The organism is Tsukamurella sp. DT100 (genome assembly GCF_049844855.1).
Taxonomy (GTDB): Bacteria; Actinomycetota; Actinomycetes; order Mycobacteriales; family Mycobacteriaceae; genus Tsukamurella.
Genome location: NZ_JBNCLV010000004.1, coordinates 48519 through 66611, shown reverse-complemented (window position 1 = coordinate 66611; position 18093 = coordinate 48519). Strand labels below are relative to the sequence as shown.

19 protein-coding genes are annotated in these 18093 nt (G+C 71.2%); 11 read left to right on the top strand and 8 right to left on the bottom strand.

From position 1 onward, the window contains the following. Nucleotides 1–7: 7 nt before the first annotated feature. From ACLQ3K_RS10420 to ACLQ3K_RS10410, 3 genes are all read left to right on the top strand, one after another. Nucleotides 8–922 carry a 4-(cytidine 5'-diphospho)-2-C-methyl-D-erythritol kinase gene (locus ACLQ3K_RS10420; protein WP_224646961.1) on the top strand — a complete coding sequence of 305 codons (915 nt, stop codon included), beginning with the start codon at nt 8–10 and terminating at the stop codon, nt 920–922. 166 nt (nt 923–1088) lie between these two features. Beyond that, nucleotides 1089–2048 carry a heavy-metal-associated domain-containing protein gene (locus ACLQ3K_RS10415; protein WP_425999803.1) on the top strand — a complete coding sequence of 320 codons (960 nt, stop codon included), beginning with the start codon at nt 1089–1091 and terminating at the stop codon, nt 2046–2048. Nucleotides 2049–2074: 26 nt separating this feature from the next. Beyond that, the gene (locus tag ACLQ3K_RS10410) at nt 2075–4648 is read left to right on the top strand and encodes a heavy metal translocating P-type ATPase (protein WP_425999090.1); all 2574 of its coding nucleotides are present in this window, start codon (nt 2075–2077) and stop codon (nt 4646–4648) included. Nucleotides 4649–4799: 151 nt separating this feature from the next. On the opposite strand, the gene ACLQ3K_RS10405 is transcribed toward ACLQ3K_RS10410, so the two are convergent. After that, on the bottom strand, nt 4800–6626 hold the full coding sequence (locus tag ACLQ3K_RS10405; RefSeq protein WP_425999088.1) for an ABC-F family ATP-binding cassette domain-containing protein: 1827 nt from the start codon (nt 6624–6626) through the stop codon (nt 4800–4802). Nucleotides 6627–6699: 73 nt separating this feature from the next. Here ACLQ3K_RS10405 and ACLQ3K_RS10400 point away from each other — a divergent pair, with 73 nt between their 5' ends. After that, nucleotides 6700–7701, top strand: coding sequence for an enoyl-CoA hydratase/isomerase family protein (locus tag ACLQ3K_RS10400; protein ID WP_425999086.1), 1002 nt, complete (start codon nt 6700–6702; stop codon nt 7699–7701). Between the two features lie 12 nt (nt 7702–7713). On the opposite strand, the gene ACLQ3K_RS10395 is transcribed toward ACLQ3K_RS10400, so the two are convergent. After that, nucleotides 7714–8151, bottom strand: a complete 438-nt coding sequence (locus ACLQ3K_RS10395) for a MarR family winged helix-turn-helix transcriptional regulator (RefSeq protein ID WP_336670026.1) — start codon at nt 8149–8151, stop codon at nt 7714–7716. 55 nt (nt 8152–8206) lie between these two features. On the opposite strand from ACLQ3K_RS10395, the gene ACLQ3K_RS10390 reads away from it, so the two are divergent. Both ACLQ3K_RS10390 and ACLQ3K_RS10385 read left to right on the top strand, forming a co-directional pair. After that, nucleotides 8207–8752: a DUF6790 family protein gene (locus tag ACLQ3K_RS10390; RefSeq protein WP_425999083.1), complete on the top strand. Its 546-nt coding sequence runs from the start codon at nt 8207–8209 to the stop codon at nt 8750–8752. 229 nt (nt 8753–8981) lie between these two features. Next, on the top strand, nt 8982–9629 hold the full coding sequence (locus ACLQ3K_RS10385; protein WP_255603366.1) for a LysE family translocator: 648 nt from the start codon (nt 8982–8984) through the stop codon (nt 9627–9629). A gap of 9 nt (nt 9630–9638) precedes the next feature. On the opposite strand, the gene ACLQ3K_RS10380 is transcribed toward ACLQ3K_RS10385, so the two are convergent. Further along, nucleotides 9639–10082 carry a PaaI family thioesterase gene (locus ACLQ3K_RS10380; protein ID WP_425999081.1) on the bottom strand — a complete coding sequence of 148 codons (444 nt, stop codon included), beginning with the start codon at nt 10080–10082 and terminating at the stop codon, nt 9639–9641. A 51-nt stretch (nt 10083–10133) separates the two neighbouring features. Here ACLQ3K_RS10380 and ACLQ3K_RS10375 point away from each other — a divergent pair, with 51 nt between their 5' ends. Then, nucleotides 10134–10745 carry a TetR/AcrR family transcriptional regulator gene (locus tag ACLQ3K_RS10375; RefSeq protein ID WP_224646953.1) on the top strand — a complete coding sequence of 204 codons (612 nt, stop codon included), beginning with the start codon at nt 10134–10136 and terminating at the stop codon, nt 10743–10745. Nucleotides 10746–10888: 143 nt separating this feature from the next. After that, nucleotides 10889–11227, top strand: coding sequence for a hypothetical protein (locus ACLQ3K_RS10370; protein ID WP_425999079.1), 339 nt, complete (start codon nt 10889–10891; stop codon nt 11225–11227). Between the two features lie 24 nt (nt 11228–11251). On the opposite strand, the gene ACLQ3K_RS10365 is transcribed toward ACLQ3K_RS10370, so the two are convergent. The 5 genes from ACLQ3K_RS10365 to ACLQ3K_RS10345 form a co-directional block, all read right to left on the bottom strand. Beyond that, on the bottom strand, nt 11252–12106 hold the full coding sequence (locus ACLQ3K_RS10365) for a 3-hydroxyacyl-CoA dehydrogenase (protein ID WP_425999077.1): 855 nt from the start codon (nt 12104–12106) through the stop codon (nt 11252–11254). Nucleotides 12107–12204: 98 nt separating this feature from the next. Beyond that, a complete protein-coding gene (locus tag ACLQ3K_RS10360; protein WP_425999075.1) occupies nt 12205–13809 on the bottom strand; it encodes a peptide chain release factor 3 in 1605 nt (534 codons plus the stop codon). Nucleotides 13810–13852: 43 nt separating this feature from the next. Beyond that, the gene (locus ACLQ3K_RS10355; RefSeq protein ID WP_425999073.1) at nt 13853–14395 is read right to left on the bottom strand and encodes a GNAT family N-acetyltransferase; all 543 of its coding nucleotides are present in this window, start codon (nt 14393–14395) and stop codon (nt 13853–13855) included. Continuing rightward, nucleotides 14392–14970, bottom strand: coding sequence for an aminoacyl-tRNA hydrolase (pth, locus tag ACLQ3K_RS10350; protein WP_425999071.1), 579 nt, complete (start codon nt 14968–14970; stop codon nt 14392–14394). The genes ACLQ3K_RS10355 and pth overlap by 4 nt, the downstream gene beginning before the upstream one ends. A gap of 5 nt (nt 14971–14975) precedes the next feature. Next, a complete protein-coding gene (locus ACLQ3K_RS10345) occupies nt 14976–15572 on the bottom strand; it encodes a 50S ribosomal protein L25/general stress protein Ctc (RefSeq protein WP_425999069.1) in 597 nt (198 codons plus the stop codon). A 233-nt stretch (nt 15573–15805) separates the two neighbouring features. Here ACLQ3K_RS10345 and ACLQ3K_RS10340 point away from each other — a divergent pair, with 233 nt between their 5' ends. From ACLQ3K_RS10340 to ACLQ3K_RS10330, 3 genes are read left to right on the top strand one after another with little or no spacing between them, the layout of a single operon-like run. Further along, entirely contained in the window at nt 15806–16252 is a 447-nt protein-coding gene (locus ACLQ3K_RS10340; protein ID WP_425999067.1) for a limonene-1,2-epoxide hydrolase family protein, read from the top strand. A gap of 54 nt (nt 16253–16306) precedes the next feature. Then, on the top strand, nt 16307–17125 hold the full coding sequence (locus tag ACLQ3K_RS10335) for an LLM class F420-dependent oxidoreductase (RefSeq protein ID WP_224651625.1): 819 nt from the start codon (nt 16307–16309) through the stop codon (nt 17123–17125). Nucleotides 17126–17151: 26 nt separating this feature from the next. Further along, nucleotides 17152–17982, top strand: a complete 831-nt coding sequence (locus tag ACLQ3K_RS10330) for a dienelactone hydrolase family protein (protein WP_425999801.1) — start codon at nt 17152–17154, stop codon at nt 17980–17982. Nucleotides 17983–18093 lie beyond the last annotated feature (111 nt).

Genomic DNA, 18093 nt, shown 5'->3' with positions numbered 1-18093 from the left:
GGACCGCGTGCTTTCCGTGGTACCGACCCCCCTGACCGTGCGGGCGCCCGCCAAGGTGAACCTCCACCTCGGGGTGGGCGACGTGCGGCCCGACGGCTTCCACGAGCTGGTCACCGTCTTCCAGGCGCTCTCCCTGCACGACGACGTGACCCTCACCCCGTCCGACGCGCTGACCCTGCATGTGACCGGCGAGGGCGTCCGCGACGTGCCGACCGACCCCACCAACCTGGCGGCGCGCGCCGTCGTCGCGCTCGCGGAGCGGTACGGCCGGGACCCGAACATGCGCATCGACATCGCCAAGGGCATCCCCGTGGCGGGCGGGATGGCCGGCGGATCCGCGGACGCGGCCGCCGCGCTGCTCGGCGCCGCCACCCTCTGGGGCCTCGAGATCGGCCGCGACGACCTCGACGAGGTGGCCGCGACGCTCGGCTCCGACGTGCCCTTCTCGCTGCACGGTCACACCGCGCTCGGCACCGGCCGCGGCGAGCGGCTGATCCCCGCGCTGGCCCGCGGCGAATTCCACTGGACGCTCGCGCTGGCCCGCGAGGGCCTGAGTACCCCCGCCGTGTACCGCGAGCTCGACCGGCTGCGCGAGGCCGGCGATCCGCCGCGCGCAGGCAGTCCCGACGCGCTGCTCGCCGCCGTGGCATCCGGCGATCCGCACCGCCTGGCTCCGCTGCTCACCAACGATCTGCAGGCGGCCGCGCTCTCGTTGCAGCCGGGACTACGGCGCACGCTGCGCGCCGGCATCGAGGCGGGCGCGCTCGCCGGCATCGTCTCCGGCAGCGGCCCCACCTGTGCGTTCCTCTGCGCGAGCGCCGACGACGCCGTCGACGTGGGCACCGAGCTCGCGGGCGCCGGTGTCTGCCGGACGGTGCGCGTCGCCTCGGGCCCGGTGCCGGGCGCCACCGTCGTGCCGTAGGCGCACGCCCCCTCGCGCCGCCGCGCGCCTCACCCCCCTCTCGGATGAATGGCGGACAACTCCTTGCCACATACCCCCTAGGGGTATATGGTTCGATCAGATACCCACTGGGGGTACCCCTGATCGAGGAGGAACCATGGACAGCCGGGAGACGACGCGGCGCTCGATGAATCCGGCGGCCAAGCTGGCGGTCTACGGCGCCGGCCTCGTGATCGCCTTCGGCGGCGCCTACGGCATCGCCGGCGCGGTGGTGCCGGACGGCACCGTCGCCCAGTGGAACGCGCAGGCGGACCAGGGCCACGGCGGGCACGCCGCCCCGGCCGCAGCCGCCCCCGCGGCGCCGACCGCGCTCAAGGGCGTCTCGCTCAGCGCCGAGGGTCTCACCTTCGCCCCCGTCGCCGCGCCGCGCGCGGTCGGGGAGGCCGGCTCCCTGAGCTTCCGCATCGAGGACGCCGCCGGCGCACCCGTGACGGCGTACACGACCACGCACGAGAAGGACCTGCACCTCATCGTGGTCCGCGCCGACGGCAGCCTGTTCCGCCACGTCCATCCCACGCTCGACCGCGCCACCGGCGTCTGGTCGCTGCCGTGGAGCTGGGCCGAGGCGGGCGCCTACCGCCTCTACGCCGACTTCGCGCCCGCGACCGGGTCCGCCGTCACGCTCACGCGCACCGTCGAGGTCGCCGGCGGCTACGCACCCGCCGACCCGGCCCCGTCGCGCACGGCTCAGGTGGACGGCTTCACCGTCCAGCTCGACGGTGACCTCGTCGCCGGTGCCTCGAGCCCCGTCACGCTGCGCGTGAGCCGCGACGGCGCGCCCGTCACCGCGCTGCAGCCCTACCTCGGCGCCTTCGGCCACCTGGTCGCACTCCGCCAGGGCGATCTCGCCTTCCTGCACGTGCACCCCGAGGGTGCCGAGCCGAAGCCGGGGGACACCGGCGGGCCAGCCATCGCCTTCCAGGCGCAGGCCCCCACCGCGGGGCGCTACCTGCTGTACCTGGACTTCCAGGTCGACGGGGTGGTGCGCACCGCGAGCTTCGTCGTCGACGCGGCCGCGTCCGCGGCGCCGCCGAACCCCACGACCCCATCCGCCCCCGCTCCGGCCGACGGCCACGGCGGGCACTGACCACCACAGAAGAGGAGGAATCGACCATGAGCACACCCGGCAGTACCACCGGCGGCGCGCACATCGAGCTGGATATCGGTGGCATGACCTGCGCCTCGTGCGCCAATCGGATCGAGCGGCGCCTCAACAAGATCGACGGCGTGAGCGCCACCGTCAACTACGCCACCGAGAAGGCGAAGGTCGTCGCGCCCGAGGGCGTCGACCCGCAGCGCATCATCGACGAGGTCGTCGGCACCGGCTACAGCGCCACGCTGTCCGGGGCGGCGGCACCGTCGGGGCCGGGCGGCGAGGAGAGCACCCCCGCGGACGTCGAGCTGGCCTCGCTCCGCACCCGGCTCATCGGCGCCGTCGTGCTCAGCGTGCCCGTCATCGCCATGGCGATGATCCCCGCGTGGCAGTTCACCTACTGGCAGTGGGCCTCGCTGGCGCTGGCCTCGCCCGTGATCCTGTGGGGCGCATGGCCCTTCCACAAGGCGGCGTGGGCGAACCTCAAGCACGGCACGGCCACGATGGACACGCTCATCTCCATGGGCACACTGTCGGCGTTCCTGTGGTCGCTGTACGCCCTCTTCCTCGGCACCGCAGGGGAGCCGGGGATGACGCACCCGTTCTCCCTCACGCTCGCGCCGTCCGACGGTGCCGCGAACATCTACCTCGAGGTGGCCGCCGGCGTCACCATGTTCATCCTCGCCGGGCGCTACTTCGAAAAGCGCTCCAAGCGGCGGGCCGGGGCGGCGCTGCGCGCGTTGCTCGAGCTCGGCGCCAAGGAGGTCTCCGTCCTGCGCGACGGGGCCGAGGTGAAGATCGGCGTCGACGAGCTGCGGGCGGACGACGAGTTCATCGTGCGGCCCGGCGAGAAGATCGCCACCGACGGCGTGGTCGTCTCCGGGACGTCCGCGGTCGACGCCTCGATGCTCACCGGCGAATCGGTGCCCGTCGAGGTCGGACCGGGTGACCCGATCACCGGCGCCACGGTCAACGCGGGCGGACGACTCGTGGTGCGCGCCACCCGCGTCGGCGCGGACACGCAGCTCGCGCAGATGGCGCGGCTCGTGGAGGAGGCGCAGACCGGCAAGGCCGAGGTGCAACGCCTCGCCGACCGGATCTCCGGCGTCTTCGTGCCGATCGTCATCGCCATCGCCGCGGTCGCCCTGGGTGGCTGGCTCGGCGCGGGCTTCCCGGTCTCGGCGGCGTTCACCGCCGCGGTCGCCGTCCTCGTCATCGCCTGCCCCTGCGCGCTGGGCCTCGCCACGCCGACGGCGCTGCTCGTCGGCACCGGCCGGGGCGCCCAGCTGGGCATCCTCATCAAGGGGCCCGAGGTCCTCGAATCGACCCGCCGCGTCGACACCGTCGTGCTCGACAAGACCGGCACCGTGACCACCGGCCGGATGACCCTGGTCGACGTGATCACCGAGCAGGGCGTCGACCAGATCGACGTGCTGCGCTACGCCGGCGCCCTCGAGGACGCCTCCGAGCACCCGATCGCCCAGGCGATCGCCAAGGGCGCGGCGGAGAAGGTCGGAATCCTTTCTCCCGTCAACGGTTTCGCGAACGTCGAGGGACAGGGTGTGCAGGGTGTCGTCGACGGCCACGGCGTGATCGTGGGTCGCGAGTCGCTGCTCGCCGACTGGGCGCTGCACCTGTCCGACGGGCTCGTCGCGGCCAAGGCGGACGCCGAGGCGCAGGGCGCGACGGTCGTCGCGGTCGGCTGGGACGGCGCGGCGCGGGGGATCCTCGTGGTCTCCGACGTCGTGAAGCCCACCAGCGCGGAGGCGATCCGGGAGCTGCGGGCACTGGGTCTGACGCCCGTGCTGCTCACCGGCGACAACGAGGCCGCCGCCTGGAAGATCGCGGCGGAGGTCGGCATCGACGAGGTGATCGCCGAGGTCATGCCGCAGGACAAGGTCGCCGTGGTGACCCGCCTGCAGGCCGAGGGCCGCGTCGTGGCGATGGTCGGCGACGGGGTCAACGACGCCCCCGCGCTCGCCGCCGCCGACCTGGGACTCGCGATGGGCACGGGCACCGACGTCGCGATCGAGGCGGCGGACATCACCCTGGTCCGCGGGGACCTGCGGGCCGCCGTCGACGCGATCCGCCTGTCGCGCACCACCCTCCGGACGATCAAGACGAACCTGTTCTGGGCGTTCGCCTACAACGTCGCGGCGATCCCGGTGGCGGCGCTCGGCATGCTCAATCCGATGCTCGCCGGCGCGGCGATGGCCTTCTCCAGCGTCTTCGTCGTCGGGAACAGCTTGCGCCTGCGTGGATTCCGCAGCGCGGCGGGGCGGGCTCCGGCCGATCGCCCCGGAGACCGGATCCCTTCCACCGATCGAGAGGACACCACCGACATGAGCTGCTGCAGCACGAACTCCTCGCAGCCCGAGGACATCCGGCTGAGCGTCGCGCCCGCGAACACCGCGCAGGCGGCGGACGAGAACACCACCTGCCCCGTCATGGTCGGCAACCCGGTGGTGAAGTCCACCGCCGAGGCGCGCGGACTGTTCCGCGACTTCGACGGCGAGCGGTACTTCTTCTGCTGCCCCTCGTGCGCCCCGAAGTTCGACTCGGACCCGGCGAAGTACGCGGCGAACGTCGCCTGAGCCGAGCGAGGAAGCGCCGGCCGGCGCGCGGGTCAACCGCGCCTCGGCCGGCGCTTCGGCATGATCGCGTCGACGAATTCCAACTCAGCGGCCGGCCGCGGACATCTGCGTCGCGCCTGCCACGAGGAGTGGAAATTCGTGAGCGGATCGCCTATTCGAGCGCCTCCGACAGCTCGAGCCACCGCAGTTCCTGCTCCGCCAGCTCGTCCTCCAGCGCGGAGATCTTCTTCATCTCCTCAGCGAGGCCCGCGTAGTCGCCCTGGTCGTGCTCGGCGAGCGCGAGCTTCGCCTTCTCGACCTGCTCCGTCAGCTTGGTCATCCGGCGCTCGACGGCCGTGACCTCCTTCTGCGCCGCCCGCAGCTCGGCGCCGCTGAGCCCGGACTCGGCCGGGGCGCCGGAGTCGGAGGTGGCGGGCACCGTCGAACCCGCACGGCCGGAACCGGATCCGGAGCCCGAGCCGTGCTGGGCGCGCCGCAGGGCGAGGTACTCCTCGACGCCGCCGGGCAGGTGCCGCAGGCGGCGCTCGAGGATCGCGTACTGCTGGTCGGTGACGCGCTCGAGGAAGTAGCGGTCGTGCGAGACCACGATGAGCGTGCCCGGCCACGAGTCGAGGAGGTCCTCCATCGCGGCCAGCATGTCGGTGTCCAGGTCGTTGGTCGGCTCGTCGAGGATCAGCACGTTCGGCGAGTCGAGCAGGATGAGCAGCAGCTGCAGGCGCCGCTTCTGTCCGCCGGAGAGGTCCTTGACCGGCGTCGAGAGCTGCGCGCTCGCGAAGCCCAGCCGCTCCAGCAGCTGCGAGGGGGTCAGGTCCTGCGCCTTGGAGCCGCTGCCCACGGTGAAGCTGGTGGCCAGGTTCGCCAGCACCACCCGGACCGGATCCTCCCAGTGCTGCTCGAGCTCGTCGAGCCGCTGCGTCAGCGTCTGCACCTTGACGGTCTTGCCGCGCTTGACGGTGCCGGTCGTGGGCTGGACGGCACCGTCGATGAGGCCGAGCAGCGTCGACTTGCCCGCCCCGTTGACGCCGAGGATGCCGGTGCGCTCGCCGGGCGCGACGCGCCACTCGATGTCGCTGAGCACCTGCTTGTCGCCGTACGCCACGCCGACGTCGAGGATGTCGACGACGTCCTTGCCGAGCCGCGAGACCGCGAGCGACTGCAGCTCGGTCTTGTCGCGGATCTCGGGGACGTCGGAGATGAGCGCGTTCGCCGCGTCGATCCGGAACTTGGGCTTGCTGGTGCGGGCGGGGGCGCCGCGGCGCAGCCAGGCCAGCTCCTTGCGCGCGAGGTTCTGCCGCTTCTGCTCGATCGACGCCGCCTGCCGGTCGCGCTCGACGCGCTGCAGGATGTACGCGGCGTAACCGCCCTCGAAGGGCTCGACGATGCGGTCGTGCACCTCCCACGTCGCGGTGCAGACCTCGTCGAGGATCCACCGGTCGTGGGTCACCATGAGCAGGCCGCCCTGGTTCGCGGGCCAGCGGGTCTTGAGGTGGCCGGCGAGCCACTCGATCGCCTCGACGTCCAGGTGGTTCGTCGGCTCGTCGAGGATCAGCACGTCGTGCTCGCCCGCGAGGAGCTGCGCCAGTTGCACCCGGCGACGCTGCCCACCGGAGAGCTCGCCGAGGCGCGCGTCCCACGGCAGGTCCGTGAGCAGGCCGGCGAGGATATCGCGTACCTTCGGATCGCCCGCCCAGACGTGCTCGGGGGTGTCGCCCACCACGGAGTGGCCGACGGTGTCCTCGTCGTCGAAGAGGTCGGTCTGGGTGAGCACGCCCACCCTGACGCCGCCGCGTCGGGTGACGCGGCCGGAATCGGGCTCGCGGGTGCCGGCCAGCAGGCCGAGCAGGCTGGACTTGCCGTCGCCGTTGCGGCCGACGATGCCGATCCGGTCACCCTCGTTGACGCCGAGGGAGACCGAATCGAAGACCGTCTTGGTCGGGTACTCGAGGTGCAGCGCATCCGCGCCGAGAAGATTCGCCATCGCGCGTCCAGGTTACGCGGGCACCTGCCATACTGATTTAGTTGGATATGCGACTAATCGCGAGGAGTGGGCTGTGAGCGACGCCGAGATCGTCACCACCGTGGCCGGGGGCACCGGCCACATCGAGCTGAATCGTCCGAAGGCGCTCAACGCGCTCACCATGGACATGGTGCACGCGATCGACGCGGCGCTGCAGGCCTGGGAGTCCGACGACGCCGTGACCCGCGTGCTCCTCACCTCCGCCTCGCCCAAGGCCTACTGCGCCGGCGGAGACATCCGCGCCATCCGCGACCAGGTGGTGGCGGGGGAGGACTTCACCCCGTTCTTCCGCGACGAGTACGACATGAACCTGCGCCTCGCGGAGTTACCCAAGCCCGTGATCGCCCTCATCGACGGCGTGAACATGGGCGGCGGCGTGGGCGTCTCGATCCACGGCTCGCACCGCGTCGTCTCGGAGAAGGCGCTCATCGCCATGCCCGAGGTCGCGATCGGCTTCCTCCCCGACGTGGGCGCCACGCACATCCTCGGCCGCCTCCCGAAGGGCTTCGGCGAGCTCATGGGCATGACCGCCGCCCGGATCGGCGCCGGCGACGCGCTCGCCGTCGGGCTCGCGACGCACTTCGTGCCCTCGTCGGCCATGCCCGACGTCAAGGCCGCCCTCCTCGCCGGGGAGGAGCTCGACGGTGTCCTCGCGCGCTTCGGCGACACCGCCCCCGCCTCGACCCTGCCGCTCGACGAGATCGCCGACGTCTTCGGCCGCGACTCGGTGACCGAGATCCTCGCGGGCCTCGCCACGACGTCCGGCGCCTGGGCCGACACTGCCCGCGAGCAGCTCTCCACGGCCTGCCCCACCTCGGTCTTCGTCACCTTCGACCTGATTCAGGAGTCGCGCAACCGGACCCTGGCACAGTGCCTCGCCGAGGAGGCCGTCGTGGGCGCCCGCCTGGTCCGCCGCCCCGACTTCGTCGAGGGGATCCGCGCGGTGCTCGTCGACAAGACGCGCGACCCGAAGTTCTCGCCCGCATCGGTCAGCGACGTCGAGGAGCGCGAGATCGAGGCGATCATCGGCAACTGATCCGCTCGCGGATCAGCCGCGGCCGGCAGCGGTCGCGAGGAAGTCGCGCAGCACGATGCTGTCGCGGAGATAGCGCTCGTACGGGAAGTCCTGTGCGGTGAGGGCCTTTTCGAGCTGGGCCGCGTAGTCGGTGCTCGACGCGTGGAACTGCTCCGCACCCTTGTCCGTCAGGCGCACCAGGCGCCGGCGGGCGTGCTCGGGATCGGGTTCGACGGTGACCAGCCCCTCCGGCGCGAGCGCGGTCAGCATGCGGCTGACGGCCGCGTCGGAGACGAGCATCGCTTGCGCCAGCTCGTGCTGCGTCGCGGGCTGCACCTCCTCGAGGGTGCCCAGGAGCCGCATCCGGCTGTAGCTCAGCGCGCCGGGGGCTCCGTACTCGCGCGTCACGACACCGAGCAGCATCGTGATGTGGTTGAGCACGTCGCCCAGGCCCTCGTCGGGTTCGTTCATGTCTCCAGGCTACAGGAGTCTTGACCCGTTAATATTAACGTGTTAAGACTGAGTTATGAACGCATCGACGCAGTACCTCATCCACACGTCCACCCCGCTGATCTTCCCGATCGCCGCGGCGATCTGGGCCGCTGTCCGCTCCTCCCGCCGGCCCGGCGAGCGTCTCGAGATCTGGCAGCGGGCGATGCTCGTCGCCGCCGGCCTGGGCGCGGCGTGGGTGGGCGTCTTCTTCCTCCTCGCCCCGGACGTGATGGCGAACGAGATCGGATTCCCCGCCGGGAATCCCTTCCAATTCGAGATCGCCTTCACCAATCTGGGCTTCGCGGCGATGGCCTTCGTCCTGGTCTTCCGGCATCGGGGATTCCGGCTCGCCTACGGCGTCGGCTACGCGATCTTCCTGTGGGGCGCGGCGTTCGGGCATCTCGACCAGTGGTTCGCGCACGGTGACCACCAGCCCGGCAACACCGGCGGCATCCTCCTCGTCGACATCCTCGTCCCCGCGGCGATCATCGCGCTCGCGATCGCGGACCGTCGCCACGCATCGGACGGCGATCGCGTGAGCGTCGGCGTCGGCGCCGGCCCGCTCCCCGCGTCGCACTGACTGCGGACCGGCTCGCAACGCGTGAGCCGCTATGTGAGCTCGAACGGCTATGACATCGTGACCGCCAGTGACACACCGGATATGTCGTGGTTCCGGGTGTCACTGGCGGTCACGATTTCATAGTGTCCGGAACTCGGGGGGTGCGACGTCGCGCCCGCGTTCACGCGGATGCCAGTCACACTCGACTGGATATGTACTCCGATGCCAGTTGCTCACGAGGATGGGTCTCATGATCGTTTCGTGGACCGCGGTGGCGGGAATGGTGGTGACGGCGTTGGCGATGGTGCTCACGCCCGGGCCGAACATGATCTACCTCGTCTCCCGCAGCATCGGCCAGGGCCGCGCGGCCGGACTGATCTCGCTGGCCGGCACCGGGGCGGGCTTCCTCGTCTACCTCACCCTCGCGAACGTGGGGCTGGCCGTCGTCTTCGTGGCGGTGCCGTGGCTCTTCATGGGCTTCAAGGCGGCCGGCGCGCTGTATCTGGGTTGTCTCGCGTGGCAGGCGCTGCGTCCGGGCGGCCGCGGGCTGTTCGAGACCACCGACCTGCCGCGCGACTCGAGCGCGAAGCTCTTCCGGATGGGGCTCCTCACCAACCTGCTCAACCCCAAGGCGGCGATCATGTACCTCGCTCTGATCCCGCAGTTCGTCGACCCCTCCCGCGGGCACGTCGCCGCGCAGGGCTTCCTCCTCGGGGGTATCCAGATCACGGTGTCGATGCTGGTCAACGCCGCGATCGTGATCGCCGCGGGTGCGGTGGCGGCGCTCATCGCGCGGCGCCCGACGTGGGCGGCGTGGCAGCGCCGGATCACGGGCACGCTGCTCGGCGCCGTCGCGCTGCTCCTCGCCCGCGAGGTCCCGCAGCGCGCCCGCGTGTGAGTGCCGGCGTCAGCCCACCTGGTACGTGCCCGTAGCGCTCGCGACCAACACGTCGCCCGTCTGCGAGTACATGTCGCACCGCACGTGGCTGGTCTTCCGGCCCGTGGACAGGCGGTGCGCCCGCACCCGGAGGCCGTCCTCGATCAACGGGGCGATGAAGTTCAGCGACAGCGACGCGGTGACGCCGCGCAGCTTGTCCGGCACCGGGCGGCCCGCCCACGCCGCGACCATCACGCCGATGTCCGCGGCCGCCGCGATGAGGCCGCCGTGCATCATCGTGCCGACCGTCGTCAGATCGGGCCGGTAGGGCACGAGGAGCGTGGCGGCGCCGTCGGAGATCTCCTCCAGCTGCATCCCGAGCAGAGCGACGAAGGGCGACGCGGGCACGAACTGCCGCATGATCTCGGAGCCGTCGGCGGCGCCGGCGTCGAGCTGATCGGGCGAGACGGTCATCGAAGTTCTCCTAGTCTGACTATGAAAACGAAGTATGACTAGGATAGTGCCATGGAATCGCTCCTGACGGAACCCGCGGACAAGCGCCGCCGCCGCACGCGTGCCGCGCTGCTGGACGCGGCGCGGGACCTGTACGGGCGGCCGCAGGGCTATCGGGGCACCTCCGTCGACGAGCTGGCCGCCGCCGCGGACGTCGCGTTGACCAGCATCTATTCGAACTTCCCGGGCGGGAAGGCGGACCTCTACGCGGTGCTGGCCTGCCGGGTCGGCAGCGAGCACGTCGCGGCGATGGGGGCAGCGGTCGCGGGAAGCGCGGGGGAGGAGGCCGCGCGCAGGGCCTTCGACGAGTACCTCGACTTCCACCGCCGCGAGCCGATCGCCTTCCGGCTGCTGGGCCTCACCGACGTGCACGGTGAGGACTCGGAGGTGGTGCGCGCCGCCCGGGCGGAGGTGCGCGGCTACCTCGCGACGGCGCTGGACGCGGTGATCGTCGCCGTCGGCGACCCGGCCGACGCGGCGCGCAGCGAGGTGATCCAGTGCTGGGCCGGCATCAACGGGCTGCTCGCCCTCGCCGCCCGCGGCCTGATCGACGCCGCCGAGGCCGACCGCCTCATCGGCGAAGTCCGCGCTCGCTGTGCCGCGAACCTCGCCGTCTCCCGCTGACCGTGGCGCACGCCACGCACGGTGATGTGAAGGAATCGCGACGGTCCCACCGTCGGTTCCGTGACGTTCGTCCGTTTGTGTCGGCTTCGTGAAAGCTGTATTCAGCCAGTCGGTTTCGTGAAATCCGTCGGTACGGTCGAAGTATGAACGAGAAACGGAATCCCGCAGTCCAGCCCCTCACACGACGGCTCGCCGTCGGACTGGTCGCCGCCGGAGCCGGCGCCGCCCTCCTCGCGGCCGGGCCTGCCGCCGCGCAGCCCAGAGACCACGTGGTGAGCCCGTCGGCGGTCGCTCCCGGCGGTGCGCCCGGCGGCGGCGCCAATCACTCGAACGTGCCGCCGGGGTCCGCGCTGTGGCCCGGAAACATGAATCCGGACTCGGATTCGGGATCGGCCCGCGATGCGGGGCCGAGCTCCGCGACGCCCATCGACCCGGGGGATCATCCCCGCGACGCGCCGGGCGCCGACAGCCCCCGGTTCTGAGGGGGCGCCGGGCCCGGCAGCGGACTACTCGTAGTCGTAGAAGCCCTTGCCCGCGGCCAGGCCCGTGCGGCCCCGGTCGAGGTAGTTCTCCTTGATCCACGCGGCGAAGCCGCGATTGCGCTCGTCGCCGGCCGACATGATGTTGTACGGCGTGTTCAGCCCGATGATGTCGAGGATCTGGAAGGGGCCCATCGGCGAGCCGGTGCCGATCCGCCACACCTTGTCGACGTCCTGCGGCGTCGCGTAGCCGTCCGCGGCGAGCTCGACGCCGGCGTTGAGGAACGGGATGAGGAGCGAGTTGAGGACGTAACCCGCCTTCTCCTTGTGGATGGGGATCGGCACCATGCCGATCTCGCCGGCGAACTCGACGACGGTGTCGAAGACGTCCGGCGAGGTCGCCGGCGTCCCCATCACCTCGGCGGTGTTCGACGTCCAGATGCGATTCGCGAAGTGCAGGGCGAGGAACCGATCCGGGCGGCCCGTCGCGTCCGCGATCGCGCTCGGGAGCAACGACGAGGAGTTGGTCGCGAAGATCGTCGCCTCCGGCGTGAGCGAGTTCAGCTTCCCGAAGGTCTCGCGCTTGAGCTCCAGGATCTCGGGGATCGCCTCGATGATCAGGTCCGCCTCGCGCGCCGCGGCGGCCAGATCCGCGGTCAGGGTCAGCCGGCCCAGGGCGGCGGAGGCCTTGCCGTCCGCGGCCCCGTCGACCTCTCGCTCGTACGTGGCGACGAGCCCGGCGAAGGTGGCGCGGCCGCGCTCGAGCGCGGCGTCGTCGATGTCGTACGCGGTCACCTCGAAGCCGCTGTACGCGGTCTGGAAGGCGATCTGCGCGCCGAGTACGCCGGTGCCGAGCACGGTGACCCTGCGGATGTCGGTCATGAACGGATCCTCACTCTCGAAGTCGTGACGTGATCCATCCTCGTCCCGGTCGCCGGGCCGCGCACTGAGTTGTAGAACACAACTCGATGCGTCGAGGGTCAGTCGGCCGCCGCGACCAGGGGCGCGAGCGCGAGAGTCGGGTGCTCCTTCTCGATGTACTGCAGGCGCCACTTGTCGGAGAACAGGGCGAGCAGCGCGCCGTCGTTGCGCTCGAAGACCTCGACGCCGCGCTGCCGGTTGAGCTCATCCGCGCTGGCGGCGTCCGTCCGGCGCGCCACCGAGTAGCCCAGGTTCTCGACCTGGACGTCGACGTTGAACTCCGTCTTCATCCGGGCGACGACGACCTCGAACTGCATGGGGCCGACCGCGGCCATGACGGGCGAGGCGTCGCCGCGAACGTCGTTGCGCAGCAACTGGACCACGCCCTCGGTGCCGAGCTGCTCGATGCCCTTGCGGAACTGCTTGTATTTGCCCGCGGAGTCGGCGCGGACCACCGCGAAGTGCTCCGGCGCGAACGAGGGGATCGGCGGGAACTGGACCTTGGCACCGTCGTACAGGGTGTCGCCGGGGGCGAGCGCGTTCGCGTTGACCAGGCCGACGACGTCGCCGGGGTAGGCGGTCTCGACGGTCTCGCGGTCGCGGCCGACCACCGTCATCGCGTACTTGGTGGCGAAGGGCTTGCCGGTCTGCGCGTGTTGCACGACCATGCCGCGTTCGAACTCGCCGGAGACGATCCGCATGAACGCCAGGCGATCCCGGTGCGCGGAGTCCATGCCGGCCTGCACCTTGAAGACCACGGCGCTGAACGGATCGGTGACCTCCCGCTCGGACTCGTCGATCGCGGTGCGCGAATGCGGGGCGGGCGCCAGCTCGACGAGGGCCTCCAGCAGCTGCCGCACACCGAAGTTGAGGATCGCCGAGGTGAAGATCACGGGCGAGGTCTGGCCCGCCAGGAACATCTCCTGGTCGTGGCCCTGCCCCATCTCGGTCATGAGCTCGGTCTCCTCGACCGCCTCGGTCCACACCTCGCCCTCGCGATCGAGCGCGGCGTCGGTCGAAAGGTGTTCCTCGGGAGCGATCTTCGCGCCGCCCGCCGTGCGGGTGAAGTGCACGTACTCGTCCTTGCGCACGTCGCGCAGGCCGCGGAAGTCGCCCGCGATGCCGACCGGCCAGAACAGGGGAGTGGGGGTCAGGCCGATGCGCTCGGAGATCTCGTCGAGCAGCTCCAGCGGGGTGCGGCCCGGCCGGTCCCACTTGTTGATGACCGTGATCACGGGGATCCCGCGGTGGCGGCACACCTGGAACAGCTTGAGCGTCTGCGGCTCCAGGCCCTTCGCGGCGTCGATGAGCATGACCGCCGCGTCGACGGCCGTCAGCACGCGGTAGGTGTCCTCGGAGAAGTCGGCGTGACCCGGGGTGTCCACCAGGTTGATGACCGACGGCTCGGCGTCCGCGCCGGCGCCGGCGGAGGTGTAGTTGAACTGCAGCGCCGTGGAGCTGACGGAGATGCCGCGCGCCTTCTCCATCTCCATCCAGTCGGAGACGGTGGACTTGCGGCCGGCCTTGCCGTGGATAGCGCCGGCCTCGTTGATCACCCGGGCGTGCAGCGCCAGGGCCTCCGTCATCGTGGACTTACCCGCGTCGGGGTGGCTGATGATGGCGAAGGTACGGCGGCGGGAGACCTCGTCGGCAATGGAACTCACGGGGAGCCAGTGTACCCGTATTCGCAGGTAGATCGTGTCGCGGTCAGGAGGGGCGCGAAAGGGCGTAGAGCACGTGGTCCGGCGGGTCGACGGGGTTGTCGGGCGGGATGTCGACGTGCCCGACGAGGGCGAAGCCGGCGCGCTCCAGCGCGCGCCACGAGCGGCGGTTGCCCGCCGCGACGGCGACCACGACCCGCTCGCCGCCGAGCTCGGTGAAGATCACCGAGCACATCGCCGCGATCATGGCCGTGCCCAGGCCCCGGCCCGTCGCGGAGGGCGAGCCGATCAGGTAGTCGACTCCCCAGTCCGCGGGACCGAGATCGACCAGGGACCCCACGGCGGCCGTCTCCGGCTCGTCCGCGTAGTCGATCCACCGCTGCCGCTGGATCAGGCCGAACGCCACCCCGGCATCGTCGAGCGCGACGAAGTCCAGCGAGGGCTCGGCACCGTCGACGGACGGCCCGAAGTCGCGCTCGATCGCCTCGGGGGAGGTCTGGTGGTGCCACCAGCGCCGGTTGTGCGGCTCGCCGAGCCACGACGCGAGGAGGGGGAAGTCCTCGCGCGTGACCCGGCGGAAGGCGATCACCAGGCGTGCACCGTGTTCTGGGCGGGCTCGAGGCCGTCACGGATCAGCAGCTCGACCGCGTCCGCGGCGTTGGCGATCAGCAGCGGCACCTCGGGCTTCTCCGTCTTGGCGAAGGGCTTGAGCACGTAGTCGGCCGGGTCCTGCCGGCCGGGCGGTCGGCCGATCCCGGCCCGGACGCGCAGGTAGTCGCGCGTACCGAGGTGCTGCGTGAGGGACTTGAGCCCGTTGTGGCCGCCCTCGCCGCCGCCGCGCTTGAGCCGGACGAGACCGAAGTCGATGTCAAGCTCGTCGTGCACGGCGATCACGTCGGTCGGCTCCACCGAGTAGAACCGCGCGAGCGCGCCCACGGGCTCGCCCGAGAGGTTCATGAAGGACTGCGGCTTCGCCAGGTACACCTGGCGGCCGACGAGCCGCGCGCCCGCGACCTCCGCCCCCGACTTCTTGTGCCGGGAGAAGGAGGTGCGGGCGCGCGATGCGAGCTCGTCGACCACGTCGAAGCCGATGTTGTGCCGGGTTCCGGCGTACTTCTCGCCGGGGTTACCCAGCCCCACGACGATGAGTGGCCGGTCGGTCATTTCAGTTACTCGGCAGCCTCGGCGGCCTCGGCCTCGGCCTCATCCTCGGACGCCGCGGAAGCGATCTCGGTGATGTTGATGACCAGGGCCTCGGGGTCGGTCAGCACGGTGACGCCCGCGGGGAGCTTCAGCTCGCCGGCGGTGATCTGGGTGCCGGGCTCGAGGTTGTGGACGTTGACCACGACGTTCTCGGGGATGTTCAGCGCGTCGGCCTCGATCTCGATCTCGTTGAGCTCCAGCGACGCCTGCGCGCCACCGATCGGCTCGCCCTCGATGATCACGTACACCGAGACGGTGACCTTCTCGCCCTTCTTGATGACGAGGAGGTCGGTGTGCTCGATGTAGTTGCGCAGCGGGTGCACGACGACCTGCTTGGTCAGCGCGAGCTGCTCCTTGCCGTCGATGTCCAGGTTCAGCACGGCGTTGGTGCCGTCCTTACGCAGGATGGTGGCGAAGTCGCGGGCGACGACGGTGAAGTGCTGCGGCTCGGTGCCGTGGCCGTAGAGCACGACGGGCACGAGGCCGTCGCGACGGGCGCGGCGCGCGGCGCCCTTGCCGAACTCGGTGCGGACGGTGGCGACGAGCTTGTTGGTCTCGGACATGAGATTCCTTCGGTGCGGTGATGCGGCCCCGGCGTCCGAGGCGGCCCGCACTGCGCCCTGCGGATCCGCGGGAGAAGTGCCGTTCGCGTCGATCACGGCGGCCGGGGCCGCCCTCGCCGAGAAGGTCGCCCCACAGTCTACCGAACCGCCCGCTCAGGAGCGAAATCGAAGCTTCGCCATTCCGTCATGTCCAGTTCGCGCGGCGTCCACGCCACATCGGCACCATCGATAACGTGAACAACTCCCCGCTGTGGTCGCCGCAGGACGTCGCGGAGCGCTTCGTCGACGCCCTGGGCAGCGGCGATTACGACATCGCAGAGAGGTTGCTCGCGAAGCACGTCGTGTACCGGCGCACCGGCGGCAGGCCGCTGCGCGGTCGGGTCGCCATCGCGCGCCATTTCCGCTGGCACGCGCGGACTCGCGTCGCGATGCAGGCGGTCCTGCTGGCGTCCGAGCAGTCCGGCTGCGCCGTGGCCGTCACTGAGCGCGTCACGGCCCTCGTCTACGGGCCGCTGCGGGTCCAGTTCCAGGTCCGGGGCACCTTCGAGGTCGACGGTGGCCGCATCGTCGCCTGGCGCGACGAGGCCGACGTGCGCGCGGTCGCCCGCGCCGGAGCGCGCGCCGTCGCCGGCGTCTTCTACGCGCCCGCCCGGCCCACCCTGCCGCGCGCCGTGATCTGACTCGCCGTGATCCGAGAGGGAATGGATCCCGCAGCTGGCGGTGTTGCACCGGCCATGACGACTCTGGGCAGGTTGGGGATCTGGCGCGGCGCGACACTGGTCGACGGTGCCTTCGCGGCACGGGCCGAGGAGCTGGGCTACGGCACGCTGTGGCTCGGCGGTTCGCCCGGCGGCGACCTCGCGGTGGTCGACCCGCTCCTCGACGCGACAGAGGACCTGGTCGTCGCGACGGGCATCCTCAACATCTGGCAGGACGACGCGCGGTCCGCGGCCGCCGCCTTCCATCGCATCGAGACGAAGTACCCGGGCCGGTTCGTGCTCGGCATCGGCGCCGGGCATCGCGAGGCCAGCGCCGACTACCGCACGCCGTACCAGGCGCTCGTCGACTACCTGGACGTGCTCGCCGCCGAGGGCGTGCCGAAGGAGCAGACGGTGCTCGCGGCCCTCGGGCCCAAGGTCCTCCGCCTCGCCGCCGACCGCACCGCCGGCGCGCATCCGTACCTGACCTCGCCCGAGCACACCCGCAGCGCGCGGGAGATCCTCGGCGACGGGGTGCTGCTCGCGCCGGAGCAGAAGGTGGTGCTCGACGAGGACGACGCCCGCGGCCGCGAGCTGGGGCGTAGGACGGTGAAGTTCTATCTCGGCCTGCAGAACTACGTGGCCAACCTGCGGCGCCTCGGCTTCGACGAGGCCGACGTCGAGAAGCCCGGGAGCGATCGCCTCGTCGACGTGCTGGCCGTGCACGGCGACGGGGACGCCGTCGCCGCGGGTGTGCGGGCGCACCTCGACGCGGGCGCGGACCACGTCGCGGTGCAGGCGCTCGACGACGATCCGTGGCCCGCGCTCGAGGCCGTCGCGCAGCGCCTTCTCTGACGGTCGGGCACGATGGTGCGGTGGACCTGAGAGCAGAAGCCGCCGCCAACCTCACCGACTTCGCGAAGGAGTCGTTCACGGCCGACGGGGCGACCCGTGACGTGTACCGGAAGGGCGAGGGCCCGGCCGTGATCGTCATGGCAGAGATCCCCGGGATCACGCCGAAGGTCCTGGAGTTCGCCCGGAAGGTGGTGGCCGCGGGCTTCACCGCGGTCGTGCCCCAGCTGTTCGGTATCCCGGGGCTCGACGCCAACCCGAAGAACACCGGACTCAAGGGCGCCGCGATGGCGGGCGCCTCGATCGCGCCGCTGTGCGTGAGCAAGGAGTTCACCATCCTCGCGGTGGGTAAGTCCTCGCCGGTCGTCTCCTGGCTGCGCGCGCTCGCCCGGCACGAACACGAGCGCTGCGGCGGCAAGGGCGTCGGCGCGGTCGGCATGTGCTTCACCGGCGGTTTCGCGCTCGGTATGGCGGTCGACGACGTGCTGCTCGCGCCCGTGCTCAGCCAGCCATCGATGCCCCTGGGGATCACGCCGGGCCGGCGCCGGAGCATCGACATCTCGCCGGAGGACCTCGAGACCGTCAAGGTGCGGTGCGCCAAGCAGGGGCTCAAGGTGCTGGGCCTGCGGTTCACGACGGACACGCTGGTGCCCGGCGAGCGCTTCGACTTCCTCCGGGAGCAGCTGGGCGACGCCTTCATCGCCGTCGAGATCGACGGTGCGGACGCGAACCCCGACGCGCCGACGCCGCCGCATTCGGTGCTCACCGAGCACCTCATCGACGAGCCCGGCCAGCCCACCCGTCAGGCCCTCGACGACGTCATCCAGCTCTTCCGCGACACCCTGCTCCCTGCGTCCTGACTCAGCGAGCCGGGCGCCGACGAGGGCTACGGGGTGCGTTCGCGCAGCTCAGACCGATCTTCCCATAACGGTCAAGAGAACTTTTGCGTGTCATTACCAAGCATTTACTAT